Annotated in this window: 16 protein-coding genes; 9 read left to right on the top strand and 7 right to left on the bottom strand. The window is 68.6% G+C overall.

Annotated elements, in window-relative coordinates:
- Window position 1 precedes the first annotated feature (1 nt).
- Window positions 2-166, bottom strand: coding sequence for a rubredoxin (locus PQU96_RS03365; RefSeq protein ID WP_047968505.1), 165 nt, complete (start codon window positions 164-166; stop codon window positions 2-4).
- Window positions 167-231: 65 nt separating this feature from the next.
- On the opposite strand from PQU96_RS03365, the gene thiD reads away from it, so the two are divergent.
- A complete protein-coding gene (gene thiD / locus PQU96_RS03360; RefSeq protein WP_272770838.1) occupies window positions 232-1,092 on the top strand; it encodes a bifunctional hydroxymethylpyrimidine kinase/phosphomethylpyrimidine kinase in 861 nt (286 codons plus the stop codon).
- Entirely contained in the window at window positions 1,079-1,693 is a 615-nt protein-coding gene (thiE, locus tag PQU96_RS03355; protein WP_272770837.1) for a thiamine phosphate synthase, read from the top strand. The genes thiD and thiE overlap by 14 nt, the downstream gene beginning before the upstream one ends.
- 84 nt (window positions 1,694-1,777) lie before the next feature.
- On the opposite strand, the gene PQU96_RS03350 is transcribed toward thiE, so the two are convergent.
- The 3 genes from PQU96_RS03350 to metH all read right to left on the bottom strand — a co-directional run bounded on the left by PQU96_RS03350 (window position 1,778) and on the right by metH (window position 7,989).
- The gene (locus PQU96_RS03350; protein ID WP_272771112.1) at window positions 1,778-3,274 is read right to left on the bottom strand and encodes a SulP family inorganic anion transporter; all 1,497 of its coding nucleotides are present in this window, start codon (window positions 3,272-3,274) and stop codon (window positions 1,778-1,780) included.
- A gap of 156 nt (window positions 3,275-3,430) precedes the next feature.
- Entirely contained in the window at window positions 3,431-4,255 is an 825-nt protein-coding gene (locus tag PQU96_RS03345) for a substrate-binding periplasmic protein (RefSeq protein ID WP_272770836.1), read from the bottom strand.
- Between the two features lie 2 nt (window positions 4,256-4,257).
- Window positions 4,258-7,989 carry a methionine synthase gene (gene metH / locus PQU96_RS03340; RefSeq protein WP_272770835.1) on the bottom strand — a complete coding sequence of 1,244 codons (3,732 nt, stop codon included), beginning with the start codon at window positions 7,987-7,989 and terminating at the stop codon, window positions 4,258-4,260.
- Between the two features lie 124 nt (window positions 7,990-8,113).
- Here metH and PQU96_RS03335 point away from each other — a divergent pair, with 124 nt between their 5' ends.
- The 4 genes from PQU96_RS03335 to PQU96_RS03320 all read left to right on the top strand — a co-directional run bounded on the left by PQU96_RS03335 (window position 8,114) and on the right by PQU96_RS03320 (window position 11,273).
- Entirely contained in the window at window positions 8,114-8,872 is a 759-nt protein-coding gene (locus PQU96_RS03335; RefSeq protein ID WP_272770834.1) for a substrate-binding periplasmic protein, read from the top strand.
- Window positions 8,853-9,632 carry a substrate-binding periplasmic protein gene (locus PQU96_RS03330; RefSeq protein ID WP_272770833.1) on the top strand — a complete coding sequence of 260 codons (780 nt, stop codon included), beginning with the start codon at window positions 8,853-8,855 and terminating at the stop codon, window positions 9,630-9,632. The genes PQU96_RS03335 and PQU96_RS03330 overlap by 20 nt, the downstream gene beginning before the upstream one ends.
- Complete coding sequence (locus tag PQU96_RS03325; protein WP_272770832.1) at window positions 9,629-10,219, top strand: YqiA/YcfP family alpha/beta fold hydrolase; 591 nt, start codon at window positions 9,629-9,631, stop codon at window positions 10,217-10,219. Before PQU96_RS03330 ends, PQU96_RS03325 begins: the two co-directional genes overlap by 4 nt.
- Before the next feature lie 79 nt (window positions 10,220-10,298).
- Entirely contained in the window at window positions 10,299-11,273 is a 975-nt protein-coding gene (locus PQU96_RS03320; protein ID WP_272770831.1) for a quinone oxidoreductase family protein, read from the top strand.
- 80 nt (window positions 11,274-11,353) lie between these two features.
- On the opposite strand, the gene PQU96_RS03315 is transcribed toward PQU96_RS03320, so the two are convergent.
- Window positions 11,354-11,965: a LysE family translocator gene (locus tag PQU96_RS03315; protein ID WP_272770830.1), complete on the bottom strand. Its 612-nt coding sequence runs from the start codon at window positions 11,963-11,965 to the stop codon at window positions 11,354-11,356.
- 91 nt (window positions 11,966-12,056) lie between these two features.
- On the opposite strand from PQU96_RS03315, the gene PQU96_RS03310 reads away from it, so the two are divergent.
- On the top strand, window positions 12,057-13,076 hold the full coding sequence (locus PQU96_RS03310) for a GlxA family transcriptional regulator (protein ID WP_272770829.1): 1,020 nt from the start codon (window positions 12,057-12,059) through the stop codon (window positions 13,074-13,076).
- Between the two features lie 95 nt (window positions 13,077-13,171).
- Here PQU96_RS03310 and PQU96_RS03305 read toward each other — a convergent pair whose 3' ends face one another.
- Together PQU96_RS03305 and PQU96_RS03300 are read right to left on the bottom strand one after the other, a co-directional pair.
- Window positions 13,172-13,498: a hypothetical protein gene (locus PQU96_RS03305; protein ID WP_272770828.1), complete on the bottom strand. Its 327-nt coding sequence runs from the start codon at window positions 13,496-13,498 to the stop codon at window positions 13,172-13,174.
- Window positions 13,499-13,570: 72 nt separating this feature from the next.
- Complete coding sequence (locus tag PQU96_RS03300) at window positions 13,571-13,975, bottom strand: hypothetical protein (protein ID WP_272770827.1); 405 nt, start codon at window positions 13,973-13,975, stop codon at window positions 13,571-13,573.
- Between the two features lie 196 nt (window positions 13,976-14,171).
- Between PQU96_RS03300 and ompR the strand changes: the two genes are divergently transcribed.
- Together ompR and PQU96_RS03290 are read left to right on the top strand one after the other, a co-directional pair.
- Window positions 14,172-14,903 carry an osmolarity response regulator transcription factor OmpR gene (gene ompR / locus PQU96_RS03295; RefSeq protein WP_272770826.1) on the top strand — a complete coding sequence of 244 codons (732 nt, stop codon included), beginning with the start codon at window positions 14,172-14,174 and terminating at the stop codon, window positions 14,901-14,903.
- Entirely contained in the window at window positions 14,900-16,210 is a 1,311-nt protein-coding gene (locus tag PQU96_RS03290) for an ATP-binding protein (protein ID WP_272770825.1), read from the top strand. Before ompR ends, PQU96_RS03290 begins: the two co-directional genes overlap by 4 nt.
- Window positions 16,211-16,247: the final 37 nt, after the last annotated feature.

Raw genomic sequence — 16,247 nt, 5'->3', positions numbered from 1 at the left:
CTCAGAACGCCATCATCTCGAAATCGTCTTTACGCGCGTCGCAATCCGGGCAGGTCCAGTTCATCGGCACGTCTTCCCACTTGGTGCCGGGCGGGATGCCGTCTTCCGGGCGACCCGCCGCTTCGTCGTAGATAAAGCCGCAGATCAGACACATCCAGGTTTGCATAGTGTTAAGCCTTCGCTCGGTTAAAATCCGTATTGTAAATCCTGTGAGACCAGAGAGGTTAAGCCTTGAGCCAAGACATCATTCTCCCGCCCATCGTGCTGACGCTGGCCGGGGCCGATCCCACCAGCGGCGCCGGCATCCAGGCCGACATCCTGACCCTGGCCAGCATGGGCTGCCATCCGCTGTCGGTGATCACCGCCATCACGGTGCAGGACACCCGCGGCGTGCAGGACTTCATGGTCATCGACGACGAATGGGTGCTCGACCAGGCGCGCGCGGTGCTGGAAGACATGCCGGTGGCCGCGTTCAAGGTCGGCATGATAGGCAGCATCGACAACGCGGTCGCCATCGCCGAACTGGTCGCCGACTACCCGGACATCCCGCTGATCTACGACCCGGTGCTGGCCAGCGGCGCCGGCGACGAGCTCTCGCGCGAGGACATGATCCACGTGCTGCGCGACGTGCTGCTGCCGCAGGTGACGGTGCTGACCCCCAACAGCATCGAGGCGCGGCGACTGGCGGCCAACGATGCCGACGACGAGGAAGAGCTGACCGTGGCCGACTGCGCCAAACGCCTGACGCGGCTGGGCTGCGACTACGTGTTCATCACCGGCACCCACGAGCCGTCGCGCGACGTGGAAAACCGGCTCTACGACCTGGGCGGCGAAATCCGCGTCGACACCTGGCCTAGACTCAACGGCAGCTTCCATGGTTCCGGCTGCACCCTCGCCGCCGCCATCGCCGGGCTGGTCGCGCGCGGGCTGGCGGTGCCGGAGGCGGTGAAAGAGGCGCAGGACTACACCTGGCAGGCGCTGCGCTACGGCTTCCGCCCCGGCATGGGCCAGTTCATTCCCGACCGTCTGTTCTGGGCCAACGACGACGCCGGCGACGACGATGCCGACAAGGAACAAGATGCAAACGTTTAACGGCCTGTACGCGATCACCCCCGACACCGACGACAGCGAACGTCTGATCGAGCAGGTCGGCGCCGTGCTCGACGGCGGCGCGCGCATCCTGCAATACCGCAACAAGGGCAGCGACACCGTGCGCCGGCTGTGGCAGGCCAATATCCTGGCCAGCCTGGCGCGCAGCCGCAACGCGCTGTTCATCGTCAACGACGACGTCGAGCTGGCGCGCGCGGTGGGCGCCGACGGCGTGCACGTTGGCCGCGACGACGCCGACATCGCCGCCGCCCGCGCCGCGCTCGCCCCCGGCGCCATCGTCGGCGCCAGCTGCTACGACAGCCTGGAGCTGGCACGCGCGGCGGTGGCCGCCGGCGCCAGCTACGTCGCCTTCGGTGCGGTGTTCCCGTCCGCCACCAAGCCCGGCGCGGTGGCGGCGCCGCTGTCACTGTTCGCCGAGGCCGCCAGCCTCGGCGTGCCGCGCGTCGCCATCGGCGGCATCACCGCCGCCAACGCCGGCGCGGTGGTCGCCGCCGGCGCCGACGCCATCGCGGTGATCGGCGGCCTGTTCGAGCAGGCCGACCCCGGCACCGCGGCGCGCACGCTGGCGGCGCTGTACCGCTAGGCCGCGCCGCCCTGATGCGGCCAACGTTGGCCGCAAAAAAACCGCCACGCTGCTACGTGGCGGTTTTTCTTTGCGGCGACGGCCTCAGCCCAGCCGGTTGTCGGCGATGTGGTAGTGCGGGTCCTCGAACCGGTTCACCTCCACCATGCCCTTGGCCTTGTCCAGCAGCTCCAGGCAGTCCGGGCTCAGATGACGCAGGTGCAGCGTCTTGCCGGCCTGCTGGTAGCGCGCGGCCAGCGCGTCGATGGCCTCGACGGCCGAATGATCGACCACCCGCGCGCGGCGGAATTCGATCACCACGTGCTCGGGGTCGCTCTTCGGCGCGAACAGCTCGCTGAAGTTGGCCGCCGAGGCGAAGAACAGGCTGCCTTCCAGCTCGTACACCTTCCAGCCCTGCGCGTCGGTGCGGGTTGTGACGCGGATGGTCTTGGCGTGCTGCCAGGCGAACACCAGCGCGGCAAACACCACGCCGCACAGCACCGCCACCGCCAGATCGGTTAGCACGGTGATCAGCGTCACGCCGACCACGATGATCGCGTCCTGGCGCGGGATCCTGCGCAGCGCCTGCAGGCTGCCCCAGGCGAAGGTCTTCTGCGACACCACCAGCATCAGCCCGACCAGCGCCGCCAGCGGGATCTGCTCGATCCACGGTGCCAGGAACAGGATGAAGCCAAGCAGGAACAGCGCGGCGACGATGCCGGACAGGCGGTGGCGGGCACCGTTGTTGATGTTGATCATGCTCTGCCCGATCAGCACGCAGCCGCCCATGGTGGCGAACAGGCCGGCCACCACGTTGCCGCCGCCCTGTGCCAGCGCCTCGCGGTTGGGCTGGCCGCGGCTGTCGGTGATGTCGTCGATCAGGTTCAGCGTCAGCAGCGATTCCAGCAGGCCGATGGCGGCCAGCACCAGCGAGTACGGCAGGATGATGTAGAGCGTGTCCAGCGTCAGCGGCACCTGCGGCAGGTGGAACTGCGGCAGGCCGCCGGCGATGGAACCCATGTCGCCGACGGTCTTGGTGTCGATACCGAAACCGGCCACCACGCCGGCCACGATCAGGATCGCCACCAGCGCCGCCGGCAGCGCGCGGCTGAGGCGCGGCAGCAGGTAGATGATGGCCATGGTCAGCACCGTCAGCGCCGCCATCACCGCCAGCTGCGGCGCCGGCAGCCACTGGCCGCCGCTCTTGAAGTGACCGGCCTGCGCCACCGTCATCACCAGCGCCAGGCCGTTGACGAAGCCCAGCATCACCGAGTGCGGCACCATGCGGATGAACTTGCCGAGCTTGAACACACCGAACAGCAGCTGCAGCACGCCCATCAACACCACGCTGGCGTACAGGTACTCCACGCCGTACTGGGTAACGATGGACACCATCACCACCGCCAGCGCGCCGGTGGCGCCGGAGATCATGCCTGGACGGCCGCCGAAGCTGGCGCTGATCAGGCACAGGAAAAAGGCGGCATACAGCCCGGTCAGCGGGCTGACGTGGGCGACCAGCGCGAAGGCGATCGCCTCCGGCACCAGTGCCAGCGCCACGGTGATGCCGCTGAAGAAGTCGGTCTTGATCGCCGACGGGGTCATTTTGGTCAACACGCTACTCCGCAACAGGGTATGCGCCGGCAGGCGGCGGCAAAAGAAACAGGCAAGGGAAGGCTGGACGGCCGGCGCACGGCGCGGCACGCTGGCGAAAAAAGGGAGCGATTATGCTACAGAAACAGGGACTTGTCGCCGCGCGGCTCAGCCGGCGCCCAGGGTTGGCCGCAAGGCACCGCTGCCCGCCGGCTGCGGGCGGAACAGCGGCTGGCTCTGCCCCGGCAGGCGGTAGCGTAGCGCCAGCGCCTGGTACAGCCCGGCCTGCGCCTGCTGCTGCAACGCCTTGTTGAAGCGGTCGCGCACGCGCGGATCGCGGAACGACAGCGCGTACTGCGTCGGCGGGAACAGCGCGTGGGTGCACAGCGGCTGGCGGTTGTTCAGCGGCACGTCCGGCTGCTGCGCGAAGTGCAGGAAGATGTACAGGTCGGAGATCACCACGTCGGTGCGGCCGGTGAACAGCAGGTTGTTGAGGATGGGCTGCGGCGACGACTCGACGTACTCGGGGTTGCTCCTGGCCATCGCCGCGAACTCGGCGCCGAGAAAGCGCTGCGCATTGTGGAAGGCCGCCACCCGGTACTGGCCCAGCTCGGCGATGTGTTTCAGCTGCAGGTGGCGCTGGCACAGCGTGATCGCCATATTGCGGTAGGCGATGTAGGGCTCGGACACGAACGGGCCGTCATTGGAGATGGCCGCGTCGATGCGGCCGTCGGCCAGCGACTGCTGCGCGCGCTGGTTGGGCAGCAGCAGGATTCTCGGCTGGTAGCCGGCCGCGCGCAGCACGCTGCTGACCAGCTCGTACTCGATGCCGCGGGATTCGTCGGCGATGATGTACGGCGGCTTGTTCTCGCCCAGCGCTACCTGCAGTATCGGCATCGCCGCCATTTCCACCGCCTGCGCCGGCAACGCCAGCCACAGCAGCGCCGCCGTCAGCAGGCGGCGCAAGCGGGGACGGGCGAAATGGCCGGCCATGATCAGGCGTTGTAACCCAGGTTCGGCGCGAGGTCGCGCTCGGCCTGCTGCTGGCTGACGCCGCGGCGTTGCGCGTAGCTTTCCACCTGGTCGCGGCTGATCTTGCCGATGCCGAAGTAGCGACTGTCCGGGTGGCTGAAGTAGAAGCCGGACACCGCCGCGGTCGGCAGCATGGCGTAGCCCTCGGTGAGGGTCATGCCGATGGCCGGGGCGCCCAACAGCTCGAACAGCTCGCGCTTCACGGTGTGGTCCGGGCAGGCCGGGTAACCTGGCGCCGGGCGGATGCCCACGTACTTCTCGTCGATCAGCGCCTCGTTATCCAGCGTCTCGTCGGCGGCATAGCCCCAGAACTCGGTGCGCACGCGCTTGTGCATCAGCTCGGCAAACGCTTCGGCAAAGCGGTCGGCCAGCGCCTTGAGCAGAATCGCCGAGTAGTCGTCGTTGGCTGCTTCGAAGCGGGCCACATGCGGGTCGATACCCAGGCCGCCGGTCACCGCGAAGGCGCCGATGTAGTCGGCCACGCCGCTGTCGGCCGGGGCGATGAAGTCGGCCAGTGCCCAGTCCGGGTTCTTGTTGCCGTCCTTGTCGGTCTTCACCAGCTGCTGGCGCAAGCCCACCCAGGTCATCAGCGGTGCGCGGCTGTCCGGGTCCAGAATCTCGATGTCGTCCACGTCCACGCTGCGCGCCGGGAACAGGCCGATCACCGCGTTGGCGCTCAGCCACTTTTCGTCGATGATCTGTTTGAGCATGGCCTGCGCATCTGCCCACAGCGCGCGGGCGGATTCGCCGACGATGTCGTCGTCCAGAATCGCCGGGAAGCGGCCGGCCAGCTCCCAGCTCTGGAAGAACGGCGTCCAGTCGATGAAGCGGGCGATCTCGGCCAGATCGTATTGTTCGAAGCGGCGCACGCCCAGCCATTTCGGCGTCGGCGGGGTGTAGCCGGCCCAGTCGATCTGGTGGCGCTGCGCCCTTGCTTCATTGATCGGCAGCAGCTTGGCATCGCCGCGGCCTTCGAAGATGGCGCGCGCGCGGGCGTAGTCGTCGGCCACTTCTTTTACAAACGGGTCGCGCAGGGTGTCGGACAGCAGGTTGGAGCACACGCCCACCGCGCGGCTGGCATCCGGCACGTAGATCACCGGGCCCTGGTAGTGCGGTGCGATCTTCACCGCGGTGTGCACGCGGCTGGTGGTGGCGCCGCCGATCAGCAGCGGGATGTCGAAGCCCTGGCGCTGCATCTCCTTGGCCACGTGGCTCATTTCTTCCAGCGACGGTGTAATCAGGCCGGACAGGCCGATGATGTCGGCCTTGTGCTCGATGGCGGCGTCCAGAATCTTCTGGCACGGCACCATCACGCCCAGGTCGATCACCTTGTAGTTGTTACAGCGCAGCACCACGCCGACGATGTTCTTGCCGATGTCGTGCACGTCGCCCTTCACCGTGGCCATGATGATCACGCCCTTGGCCGGCGCGTCCTGCAGGCCCATGCGGATTTTTTCTTCCTCGATGAACGGCTCCAGGTGGGCGACGGCGGCCTTCATCACGCGCGCCGACTTCACCACCTGCGGCAGGAACATCTTGCCGGCGCCGAACAGGTCGCCGACCACGTTCATGCCGTCCATCAGCGGGCCTTCGATCACGTGGATCGGGCGCTCGGACTTCAGGCGTACTTCTTCGGTGTCTTCGGTGATGTAGGTGGTGATGCCCTTGATCAGCGCGTGTTCCAGCCGTTTTTCCACCGGCAGCTCGCGCCAGGCCAGGTCTTCGCCCTGCTTGCCGGCCACCGCGTCGCCCTTGAACTTCTCCGCCAGCGCGATCAGGTTTTCGGTAACGTCGGAACCGTCAGACGTTGGCCGCATCAGCACCACGTCCTCGATGCGGTCGCGCAGCTCGGCGTCCACCTCGTCATACACCTCCAGCGCGCCGGCGTTGACGATGCCCATGGTCATGCCGCGCTGGATGGCGTGGTACAGGAACACGGCGTGGATCGCCTCGCGCACCTTGTTGTTGCCGCGGAACGAGAACGACACGTTGGATACGCCGCCGGAAATCTTGGCGTGCGGCAGATGTTGCTTGATCCAGCCGGTGGCCTCGATGAAGTCCAGGCCGTAGCGGGCGTGTTCCTCGATACCGGTGGCCACCGCGAAGATGTTGGGGTCGAAGATGATGTCTTCCGGCGGGAAGCCCACCTCGTCCACCAGGATGCGGTAGCTCTTTTCGCAGATTTCGATCTTGCGGGCGAAGGTATCGGCCTGGCCGACCTCGTCGAAGGCCATCACGATCACCGCCGCGCCGTAGCGGCGCACCAGGCGCGCCTGCTCGACGAACTTGTCGCGGCCTTCCTTCATCGAGATGGAGTTGACGATGCCCTTGCCCTGGATGCACTTCAGCCCAGCCTCGATCACCTCCCATTTCGAGCTGTCGATCATGATCGGCACGCGGCTGATGTCCGGCTCGGCGGCGATCAGGTTGAGGAAGCGCACCATGGCGGCGTGGGCGTCCAGCATGCCCTCGTCCATGTTGATGTCGATCACCTGCGCACCGTTTTCCACCTGCTGCCGCGCCACATCCAGCGCAGTGGCGTAGTCGCCGTTGAGAATCAGCTTGGCAAACGCCTTGGAGCCGGTCACGTTGGTGCGTTCGCCCACGTTCACGAACAGGTCGTGGTCGCCGATATTGAACGGCTCCAGCCCGGACAGCCGGCACTTGGGCTCGATCTGCGGCAGCGGGCGCGGCGGCAGGTCTTTCACCGCCTGGTAGATGGCAGCGATGTGCTCCGGCGTGGTGCCGCAGCAGCCGCCGATGATGTTCACCAGCCCGGCTTCCGCCCACTCGCGCACCTGCGGCGCCATGTCTTCCGGCGTGAGGTCGTAGCCGGTGGGCGCCAGCGGGTTGGGCAGACCGGCGTTGGCGTGTACCGATACATAGGTGGCGGAAATGCGCGACATTTCTTCCACGTACGGGCGCAGCAGGTCCGGGCCCAGCGCGCAGTTCAGGCCGAAGCTCATGGCATCGGCGTGCGACAGCGAGTTGTAGAACGCCTCGGTGGTCTGGCCGGTAAGGGTGCGGCCGGACTGGTCGGTAATGGTGCCGGACACCATGATCGGCAGCCGCGCCACATCCGGGCGCTCGTCGAAATACTTGTGGATGGCGAACACCGCCGCCTTGGCGTTCAGCGTGTCAAAAATGGTTTCCACCAGCAGGAAGTCCGCACCGCCCTGTACCAGACCGTCGATGGCCTCGCTGTAGGTTTCCACCAGCTCGTCGAAGGTCACGTTGCGGTAGCCCGGATCGTTCACATCCGGGCTGATGCTGCAGGTGCGGCTGGTGGGGCCGAGCACGCCGGCACAGAAGCGCGGCTTGTCCGGGTTGGCCGCCGTCGTCGCCACGCACAGCTCTTTTACCAGCTTGGCGGCGGCAAAGTTCAGCTCCCATACCAGTTCTTCCATGCCGTAGTCGGCCATGGCGATGGCGGTGGCGTTGAAGCTGTTGGTCTCGATGATGTCGGCACCGGCATCGAGATAGGCCTGGTGGATGCCGGCGATGATCTGCGGCTGGGTCAGCACCAGCAGGTCGTTATTGCCCTTCACGTCACGCGGCCAGTCCTGGAAACGCTCGCCGCGGTAGTCCGCCTCTTCCAGCTTGTGGCGCTGGATCATGGTTCCCATGCCGCCATCCAGGATCAGGATGCGGCGGGCGAGCAAATCGTAGACGGCGTGCTGGGCAATTTTTGACATGGCAAAGGCGGCTTTTTTAAGTAAAACTACGTAGGTGCGGAGCCGGTTATCTTAACATTGCGCACGCGGCAGCGAGATCGAATCCTTAGATCGAGCATTTATAACCATCAGGCTGGTGCTTCATATGAAAACCACACTTCCGGTGCTAACCATCGCCGCAGCCGTCCTGTTGGCCGCCGGTGCCCAGGCGGCACCGGCGTTGCGCATCGGCGTCGCCGACTCCGACTCCGCCCCCATCGTGGTGTTGGCCGGCAGCCAGCTGGTCGGCGGGCTGTCCAAGGAGCTGGGCGAGGAGCTGGGGCGCACGCTGAAGGCACCGGTGGAGTTCATCGTGGTATCGCGCAAGCGGGTGGAGCTGGCCATCGACAGCGGCAGCATCGACATCGTGTGCAACACCAACCCGGCGTGGTACGTCGGCGCCTCGCGCGTCGGCTGGACGCGCGAATTCTACCCGCAGGTGGAGCGGGTGATGTCGCTGAAGCCGCACCCGCGCACCATCGACAGCGTCGACGAGCTGGCCGGCCAGCGCATCGGCGTGATCGGCGGCTACCACTACAGCACGGTGGAGCCGCTGTGGCAGGGCCAGCGCGCCACCCGCGTCAACCAGCCGCGGCTGCCGCTCCTGATGCGCGCACTGCAGACCGGCATGGTCGACGTGGTGATCAATTCCGAGCTGGAAATGAGCGCCTGGGCGCGCGCCAACCCGGCACAGGCGGCCAACCTGCGCCTGCATCCGCTGGTGGTGTCGTCGATGCCGACGCGTTGCGCGGTGTCGCCGGGCAGCCGCTACAGCGAGAGCCGGCTCGACCAGGCCATCGCCGAGATGGAACAAAATGGCAGCATCCGGCGTATCCTTGACCGTTATGAATGGAAAAACCGCTAAACGTTGGCCGCAACGGCTGGCCGGCGCGCTGTGCCTGCTGGCCGTGGCCCTGACGGCCACCGCCGACGACGACCCCCTCACCGTCGGCGTCACCGAAAACGACGCCGCGCCGTCGATGATCTTCTCCTACAGCCCGCGCCTGCAGCTGGACGGTGGCGTGTGGAAGGACCTGCTGGACAGCATCGCCCACCAGCTCGGCCAGCGCGTAGAGTACCTGCCGCTGGCGCGCAAGCGCCTGGACAGCTACCTGCAGAACGGCCAGATCGACATGGTGTGCAACACCAACCCCGCATGGTGGGAGGCGCCGGAGCGCTTCCACTGGTCGCTGCCGCTGACCGAGCAGGTGGAGCGTTTCGTGTCGCCGCTCAGCCTGAGCGAGCGCATCACCTCGCTCGGCCAGCTTAACGGCCGCCGCATCGGCACCGTGATCGGCTACCACTACCCGGCGCTGGAGCACGCCTTTGCCCACGGCGCGCAGCGCATCGACCAGCAGCAGGGCAATCTGCAACTGCGCGCCGCCGCCAGCGGCGTGGTCGATGTCGCGGTGGTCGACGAGCTGAGCTTTGCCTGGTGGCTGAAAAACAATCTGCGCGAAGCGCGCCAGGTGCGGCTGCAGCCGCTGGTACTGTCGCGCATGCCGCTCAGCTGTGCGCTGTCGCGCCGCTCGCGCCTGGCGCCCGCCAGCCTCAACCACGCGATCCGCACCCTGCAGCAGCAGGGCGTGCTGGCCGCCCGCCTCAAGCCTTACCAGGTGCCATGAACCAGCGTTATCTCTACCTGCACGGTTTCCAGTCCGGTCCGCAATCGCTGAAGGCGCGCGAGACCGCCGCCTGGCTGCAGCGACACCCGGATGCCGGCCAGCTGCTGTGCCCGCAGCTGTCGCCGTACCCGGCCGAGGCGATGCGGCAGCTGCAGTTGCTGGTCGAGCAGCAGCAGCCGACGGCGCTGATCGGCAGCTCGCTGGGCGGCTTCTACGCCACCGCGCTCGCCGAGCGCTACCGGCTGCCGGCGGTGCTGATCAACCCGGCGATCCGGCCGGAGCGCGAGCTGCAGCACTTCCTCGGCCCCCTGCACAACCCGTACACCGGCGAGGACTACCGGCTGACCCGGCAGCACATGGCCGAACTGGTGGCGATGCGCCCGCCGCGGCTGACGCCGGCGCGCTACTTCCTGCTGCTGGGCACGGCCGACGAGGTGCTGGACTGGCGCGAGGCGGTGCGCCACTACGCCGGCGCGCGCCAGCTGGTACTGAGCGGCGACGACCACCGCCTGCAGGCGTGGCCGCAGCTGCTGCCAGGCGTCGTGCGCTTTGTCGACGACTACTACCGCCGCCAGGCCGCACGCTAAGGAACACTGTGTTCCCCCGCCCAGCGCGCGCTTTGCGGCACACTGCCGCTGTTACCGATCCCACGCTTCCGGAGGCTCCATGAACCTGACCATCCGCCTGCCGCACTGCGGCGGCCCCGACGTCCTGCGCGCCGAAGACGCCGCCATCCCCGTGCCGGCCGCCGGCGAAGTGCTGCTGCGCCACACCGCCATCGGCGTCAACTTCATCGACACCTACTACCGCAGCGGCCTGTATCCGCTGCCACTGCCGTCCGGGCTCGGCTCCGAGGCCGCCGGCGTGGTGGAGGCGGTCGGCGACGGCGTCGGCCAGCTGAAGGTCGGCGACCGCGTCGCCTACGCCGGCGGAGCGCAGGGCGCCTACAGCCAGTGGCGCGCCATGCCGGCGGCGCTGCTGGTGAAGCTGCCGGACGACATCGGCGACGAGAGCGCCGCCTGCGCGATGCTGCAGGGCATGACCGTGGAGTACCTGATCCGCCGCACCTACCCGGTGCAGCCCGGCCAGACGGTGCTGTGGCACGCCGCCGCCGGCGGCGTCGGCCAGATCGCGGTGCAGTGGCTCAGCTCGCTGGGGGTGAAGGTGATCGGCACCGTCGGCTCCGACGCCAAGGCTGACCTCGCACGCTCGCTCGGCTGCGCCCACGTCATCAACTACCGCGAGGAAGACGTGGTGGCGCGGGTGCGCGAGCTGACCGGTGGTCGCGGCGTGCCGGTGGTGTACGACTCGGTGGGCAAGGACACCTTCGAGATGTCGCTGGACTGCCTCGCGCCGCGCGGCATGTTCGTCAGCTTCGGCAACGCCTCCGGCGCAGTGCCGCCGTTCGCGCCGCTGCTGCTGACGCAGAAGGGCTCGCTGTTCTTCACCCGCCCGCGCCTGGGCGACTACGTGGCCACCCGCGCCGAGCTGGAAGCCAGCGCCGCGGCGCTGTTCGAGCGCATCGGCGCCGGCGCGGTGAAGGTGCAGCCGTCGGCGCGCTACGCACTGGCCGACGCGGCGCAGGCGCACACCGACCTGGAAGCGCGGCGCACCACCGGCTCCATCATCCTGCTGCCCTGAGCACCCCTCCGTCCAGATGGCAAAAAGGTTGGCCGCAGCGATGCGGCCAACCTTTTTTGTTGCTGCGAGACGACGCGGCGCTAGCCGGCCAGCGGCAGGCAGGCGGCGATCAGCACGAACAGTCCGGCGCACACGCGGTTGAAGTGCTGCCCGCTGTGCGCCAGCCACGGGCGGATGCGGCCGGCCAGCCGCGCCAGCAGCAGCTCCACGCCAAACTCGATGACGGCATAGGTCAGCGTCAGCAGCAGGAACTGCGGCAGCAAGGCGCGCTGCGGATCGACGAAGGGCGGCAGGAAGGCGCCGTAGAACAGCAGCACCTTGGGGTTGGACAGCGCCGTCAGCCAGCCCTGGCGGAACAGGCTGGCCCGGCCTGGGCGCGGCGGCCCGCCCGCCGCCTCCGGCCGCAGGGGTGGTGCCCGCCACAGCTGCCAGCCCAGCCACAGCAGGTAGGCGGCGCCCAGCCACTTCAACAGCGGCAAGGCGAGCGATGACGCCTGCAGCAGCATGCCCAGGCCGAACATGGCCAGCGCGATCAGGCAGCAAAAGCCGGCCACGCCGCCGGCAATGGTGAACAGCGTGTGACGGGTGCCGTACAGCGCCCCGTGCGTCAGCGCCAGCAGGCTGTTCGGCCCCGGTGTCAGCGCCAGGCCCAGCGTGGCTCCGCAATACAGCAACCAGGTATCGGGATTCATGCCGCGTACTCCGTGAAAAGATATGGCCAGTGTAGCCGTCACGCGCGACAATCAACGGTAACTTCTGGCCATTTTACGGTGTTATACGGACATGACCCCGCCCGACGTCTCCGACGTACGCTTCCTGCTGCTGCCCTTGCCGGATTTCGCGCTGCTGCCGTTTGCCGGCTTTCTCGACAAGCTGCGCTTCAGCGCCGACGACGAGGACTACAGCCGCCAGCGCTACTGCCGCTGGACCATCGCCGGCCTCGCCGCGGGCAGCATCCGCGCCAGCTGCGGCGCGCTGCTGCAGGCGGAGCACGCGCTGGCCGAGCTCGACCCCGGCGACTACGACTACCTGGTGCTGTTCGGCAGCCGTCAGGCCGGCGCCATGAGCGCGCTGGCGCCCGGCTGCCAATCGCTGCTGCGCGGCATCGCGGCACGCGGCGTGAAGCTGGTCAGCATCGACAACGCGTGTTTCCTGCTGGCCGCCTGCGGCCTGCTGGACGGCTACCGCGTGGCGGTGCACTGGCGCCACGTCGCCGAATTCCAGGCCAGCTTTCCGCGCGTGCGGCTGGAGCCGGAGGCGCTGTACCTGCAGGACGGCGCGCGCCTGAGTTGCGCCGGCGGCACCGCCGCCATCGACCTCGCCGTGGCGCTGCTCGGCCGTCACAGCGGCCGGGAGCGGGCGCTGAAGGGGCTGGCCGACATGCTGGTGGACGACAGCCGCGGCAGCCGGCACGCGCTGCGCTCGCTGGACGGTGCCGCGCGCGACAGCGGCCCGCTGGAGCGGGCCATCGCCCAGATGCGCGACTGGCTGGCCGGCCCGCACCACATCGAGCGGCTGGCACGGGCGGTGGGCATCAGCCGCCGGCAGCTGGACCGGCTGTTCCACGCCGGCCACGGCATGAGCGCCAGCGACTACTGGCTGGAGATGCGGCTGCAGCACGTGCGCTGGCGGCTGCTGAACTCGCCACACAGCCTGGCCACGCTGGCGGACGAAGTAGGCGCGGCCGACAGCAGCTATCTGGGCAAGCTGTTCCGCCGCCGCTTCGGCCTCCCCCCCGGCGCCTGCCGGCGGCAGGCCGGCGTGCTAGCGGAGGCGGACGGGGAGCGGGCGGGCGAGAGGTGACGCAGGCCGGAGACAAAACGGCCGCCCAAAACAAGTTTGGCCGCAGCACCCTCGCGGTGTTGCGGCCAACCTTTTCCTGGTATCGCTGTCCCGGCCTAGTCGCGTTCGGCGTCCTGCTGCTGGCGCCAGCGCTGGTGGCGCGGCGGCGGCGGGTCGCGCCGCTCATGGCGCGGGCCGCGTCCGGCGCCGTCCTCATCCGGCGACAGGTAATGCCAGCGGCGCAGCCGTTTCAGCGCACGCGCCTCTTCGCGCGTCAGCTCGCCGCGCTCCACCGCCTCGCGCAGGCGCAGGTCGCGCAGGCGATGCGGTGGCGCCGCCTCGGCCTGCCACGCGGGCGGGCCGTTGTCGGCGCGCCAGGGTGGGGCCGCCAGCGCACTGTGACCTGCCAGCAGCGCCAGCAGGAGCAGGAAGAGGGCTTTCATGCGTGCATTTTATCCCGCACTTCGCGCGGCTGCCACGGCGGCCGCGCGGTGCTCAGTTTCAGTGGCGCCTGTTCAGTTGCTCTTGGCGGCAGGCGGAGTGGCCGGCGCGCCGCAATGGCCATCACCGCGATGGTGGCGCATCTTGTCGCCCCGGAACTGCTTGCCAGCCACCGCTTCCGGCCAGCTGTCGCGCTTGGCGGTGCGCTCCTTGTTGTCGATCAGCGCCTTGGTCTTCGCCTGCAGCTGCTCGTGCAGCTTCTGCATCTGCGCGTGCACGGCGTCGCGCTCCTTCTTCAACTGGGTCAGCTCGGCGTCGGTCAGCGCGCCGGACATCACCGCCTCGTGGTAGGCGCGCATGTTCTGGCGCATTTCCTCGCGCTGCGGCTTGCCGTCGCCGCCAAAGGCGAAAGCAGTCAGCGATACGCCGGCCAGCAGGCTGGCGAACAGGGTCACGGCAACGGTACGTTTGGCATTCATGGTCAGACTCCTCGGTTGCTACGTTGAAAGGGATGAGCTGACTGTACGCGGCAGGTTTTGCCCGGGTATTGCCGCGCCGGCGGCAAGTGTTAAGAGGTGTTAACCACCGCCGCCGCGTTAACGGCTGTTCATATCCGGGCTGACTTGGCGCGGCAGGCGCGTTACGCTTGGCAAATAAAGAGACGGGGTGTGACGGATGGAAAACCACAAGATACTGGTCGTCGACGACGATGTGCGCCTGCGCGAGCTGCTGCAGCGTTACCTCGCGCAGCAGGGCTTCAGCGTCGACACGCTGCCGGACGCGCGCGACCTCGACCGCAAGCTGGCGCGCAACCGCCCGGACCTGCTGGTGCTGGACGTGATGATGCCCGGCGACGACGGGCTGGCGGTGGTGCGCCGCCTGCGCGCGCAGGGCGAGCAGATCCCGGTGATCATGCTCACCGCGCGCGGCGAGGACATCGACCGCATCCTCGGCCTGGAAATGGGCGCCGACGACTACCTGGCCAAGCCCTTCAACCCGCGCGAGCTGGCCGCGCGCATCCACGCGGTGCTGCGCCGCCACGCGCAGACGCCGGTGGTGATGGCGCAGCACGACGCCGACGAGGTGCTGGGCTTCGGCAGTTGCGAGCTGCACCCGGCGCGGCGCGAACTGCTGCGCGATGGCCAGCCGGTGACGCTGACCACCGCCGAGTACGCGGTGCTGCTGGCGCTGGCCAGCCACCCGCGGCGGCCGCTGACGCGCGAACAGCTGATGGAGCTGGCGCTGGGCAAGGGCGGCGGCGAATCGCAGGACCGCAGCATCGACGTGCACGTGTCGCGGCTGCGCAAGCTGATCGAGGACGGCGACGGCGCGCCGCGCTACCTGCAGACGGTGTGGGGCTACGGCTACGTGTTCGTGCCGGACGGCAAGGCAAGGGACGCGACATGAACCTGCTGGTGCGCTTCGGCGGCACGCTGTTCCTGCGCCTGGCGGCCCTGGTGGTGCTGGCGGTGCTGGCCAGCCAGGTGTTCACGCTGTGGCTGACCGAGCAGCAGAAAAGCGCGCTGCTGGCGCGGCAGCTGTACGCGCAGGTGCTGGACACGCTAGCCGACTACGAGGAAGCGCTCGACCGGCTGCCGGCGGCGGAGCGCGACACCTTCCTGCTGCGCAACAACCTGCCCGGCCTGCCGCGGCTGCTGCCGCTGGCCCAGGCGCCGGCAGAGACCTTTCCCGCGCCGCCCTTTGCCGCGCCGCTGGAAGCCTGGCTGGGCAACGCCGTCGGCGAGCCGGTCAGCGTGCGCATGAGCCGCGCCGAACGCCGCGAGCTGTGGCTCAAGGTGCCGGTGCTGGACAGCCACTACTGGCTGGTGATGCCGCTGCGCCGCTACCTGCCGCCGGCGCTGCGGCCAACCTTGCAGGCCGCCGGGCTGGTGGCGCTGCTGTCGGTGCTGGCCGCCTTCGCGCTGGCGTGGCGCACCACGCGGCCGCTGAGCCGGCTGGCCAATGCCGCCCGCCACCTCGAAGCCGGGCGCATGCCGCAGGCGGTGCCGGTCAGCGGCCCGCGCGAGGTGCGCGACGTGATCGAGCGCTTCAACACCATGGCGCTGGCGCTGGACAAGGCCGCCAGCGAACGGCGGCTGATGCTGGCCGGGCTGTCGCACGACCTGCGCACGCCGCTGACGCGGCTGAAACTGGCGGTGGAGCTGCAGGACGACCTCGGCGACAAGGCCGGCATGCTCAACGACATCGACGAGCTGTCGCGCATCGTCGGCCAGTTCATCGACTTCGCGCGCAGCGAGGAAACGCGGCCGCTGACGCCGCTGGCGCTGGGCGAGCTGGTCGACAACGTGCTGACCCGCTTCCGCCGCGACGACATGGAGATCGCCTGGCAGCGCGGCGACGCCACCATCAACGGCGACGCGCTGGCGCTGCAGCGCCTGCTGTCCAACCTGCTGGAAAACGCGCGCCGCTACGGCCGCGCGCCGTTTCGCGTCAGCCTGCAGCCCGGCGATCGCCACTGCGAGCTGCGCGTGCATGACAGCGGCGACGGCATCGCGCCGGAGTTGCAGCAGGCGGCGCTGACGCCGTTCGAAAGGTTGGCCGCACACCGCGGCAGCGACGGCGGCAGCGGCCTGGGCCTTGCCATCGTCAGCCGCGTGGTGGCACAGCACGGCGGCAGCCTGCGCTTCGACTACCCGCCGGAAGGCGGCTTCGCGGTGGTGATCACGCTGCCGACACTGGCCGACGCCGGCTGACGCAGCGTGCAATACGCAAACAAAAACCGGCCACTAT

It is taken from the genome of Vogesella margarita (assembly GCF_028548475.1).
GTDB lineage: Bacteria > Pseudomonadota > Gammaproteobacteria > Burkholderiales > Chromobacteriaceae > Vogesella > Vogesella margarita.
Note: the sequence above shows the minus strand (reverse complement) of the source record. Positions and strands in the feature narration are given on the sequence as shown.

Bases quoted from the DNA above. Each gene is read 5' to 3' on its own strand.
- PQU96_RS03365 (WP_047968505.1), bottom strand. From the start codon at position 166: ATGCAAACCTGGATGTGTCTGATCTGCGGCTTTATCTACGACGAAGCG.
- thiE (WP_272770837.1), top strand. From the start codon at position 1,079: ATGCAAACGTTTAACGGCCTGTACGCGATCACCCCCGACACCGACGAC.
- PQU96_RS03350 (WP_272771112.1), bottom strand. From the start codon at position 3,274: ATGACCCCGTCGGCGATCAAGACCGACTTCTTCAGCGGCATCACCGTG.
- PQU96_RS03345 (WP_272770836.1), bottom strand. From the start codon at position 4,255: ATGGCCGGCCATTTCGCCCGTCCCCGCTTGCGCCGCCTGCTGACGGCG.
- metH (WP_272770835.1), bottom strand. From the start codon at position 7,989: ATGTCAAAAATTGCCCAGCACGCCGTCTACGATTTGCTCGCCCGCCGC.
- PQU96_RS03335 (WP_272770834.1), top strand. From the start codon at position 8,114: ATGAAAACCACACTTCCGGTGCTAACCATCGCCGCAGCCGTCCTGTTG.
- PQU96_RS03330 (WP_272770833.1), top strand. From the start codon at position 8,853: ATGAATGGAAAAACCGCTAAACGTTGGCCGCAACGGCTGGCCGGCGCG.
- PQU96_RS03325 (WP_272770832.1), top strand. From the start codon at position 9,629: ATGAACCAGCGTTATCTCTACCTGCACGGTTTCCAGTCCGGTCCGCAA.
- PQU96_RS03320 (WP_272770831.1), top strand. From the start codon at position 10,299: ATGAACCTGACCATCCGCCTGCCGCACTGCGGCGGCCCCGACGTCCTG.
- PQU96_RS03315 (WP_272770830.1), bottom strand. From the start codon at position 11,965: ATGAATCCCGATACCTGGTTGCTGTATTGCGGAGCCACGCTGGGCCTG.
- PQU96_RS03310 (WP_272770829.1), top strand. From the start codon at position 12,057: ATGACCCCGCCCGACGTCTCCGACGTACGCTTCCTGCTGCTGCCCTTG.
- PQU96_RS03305 (WP_272770828.1), bottom strand. From the start codon at position 13,498: ATGAAAGCCCTCTTCCTGCTCCTGCTGGCGCTGCTGGCAGGTCACAGT.
- PQU96_RS03300 (WP_272770827.1), bottom strand. From the start codon at position 13,975: ATGAATGCCAAACGTACCGTTGCCGTGACCCTGTTCGCCAGCCTGCTG.
- ompR (WP_272770826.1), top strand. From the start codon at position 14,172: ATGGAAAACCACAAGATACTGGTCGTCGACGACGATGTGCGCCTGCGC.
- PQU96_RS03290 (WP_272770825.1), top strand. From the start codon at position 14,900: ATGAACCTGCTGGTGCGCTTCGGCGGCACGCTGTTCCTGCGCCTGGCG.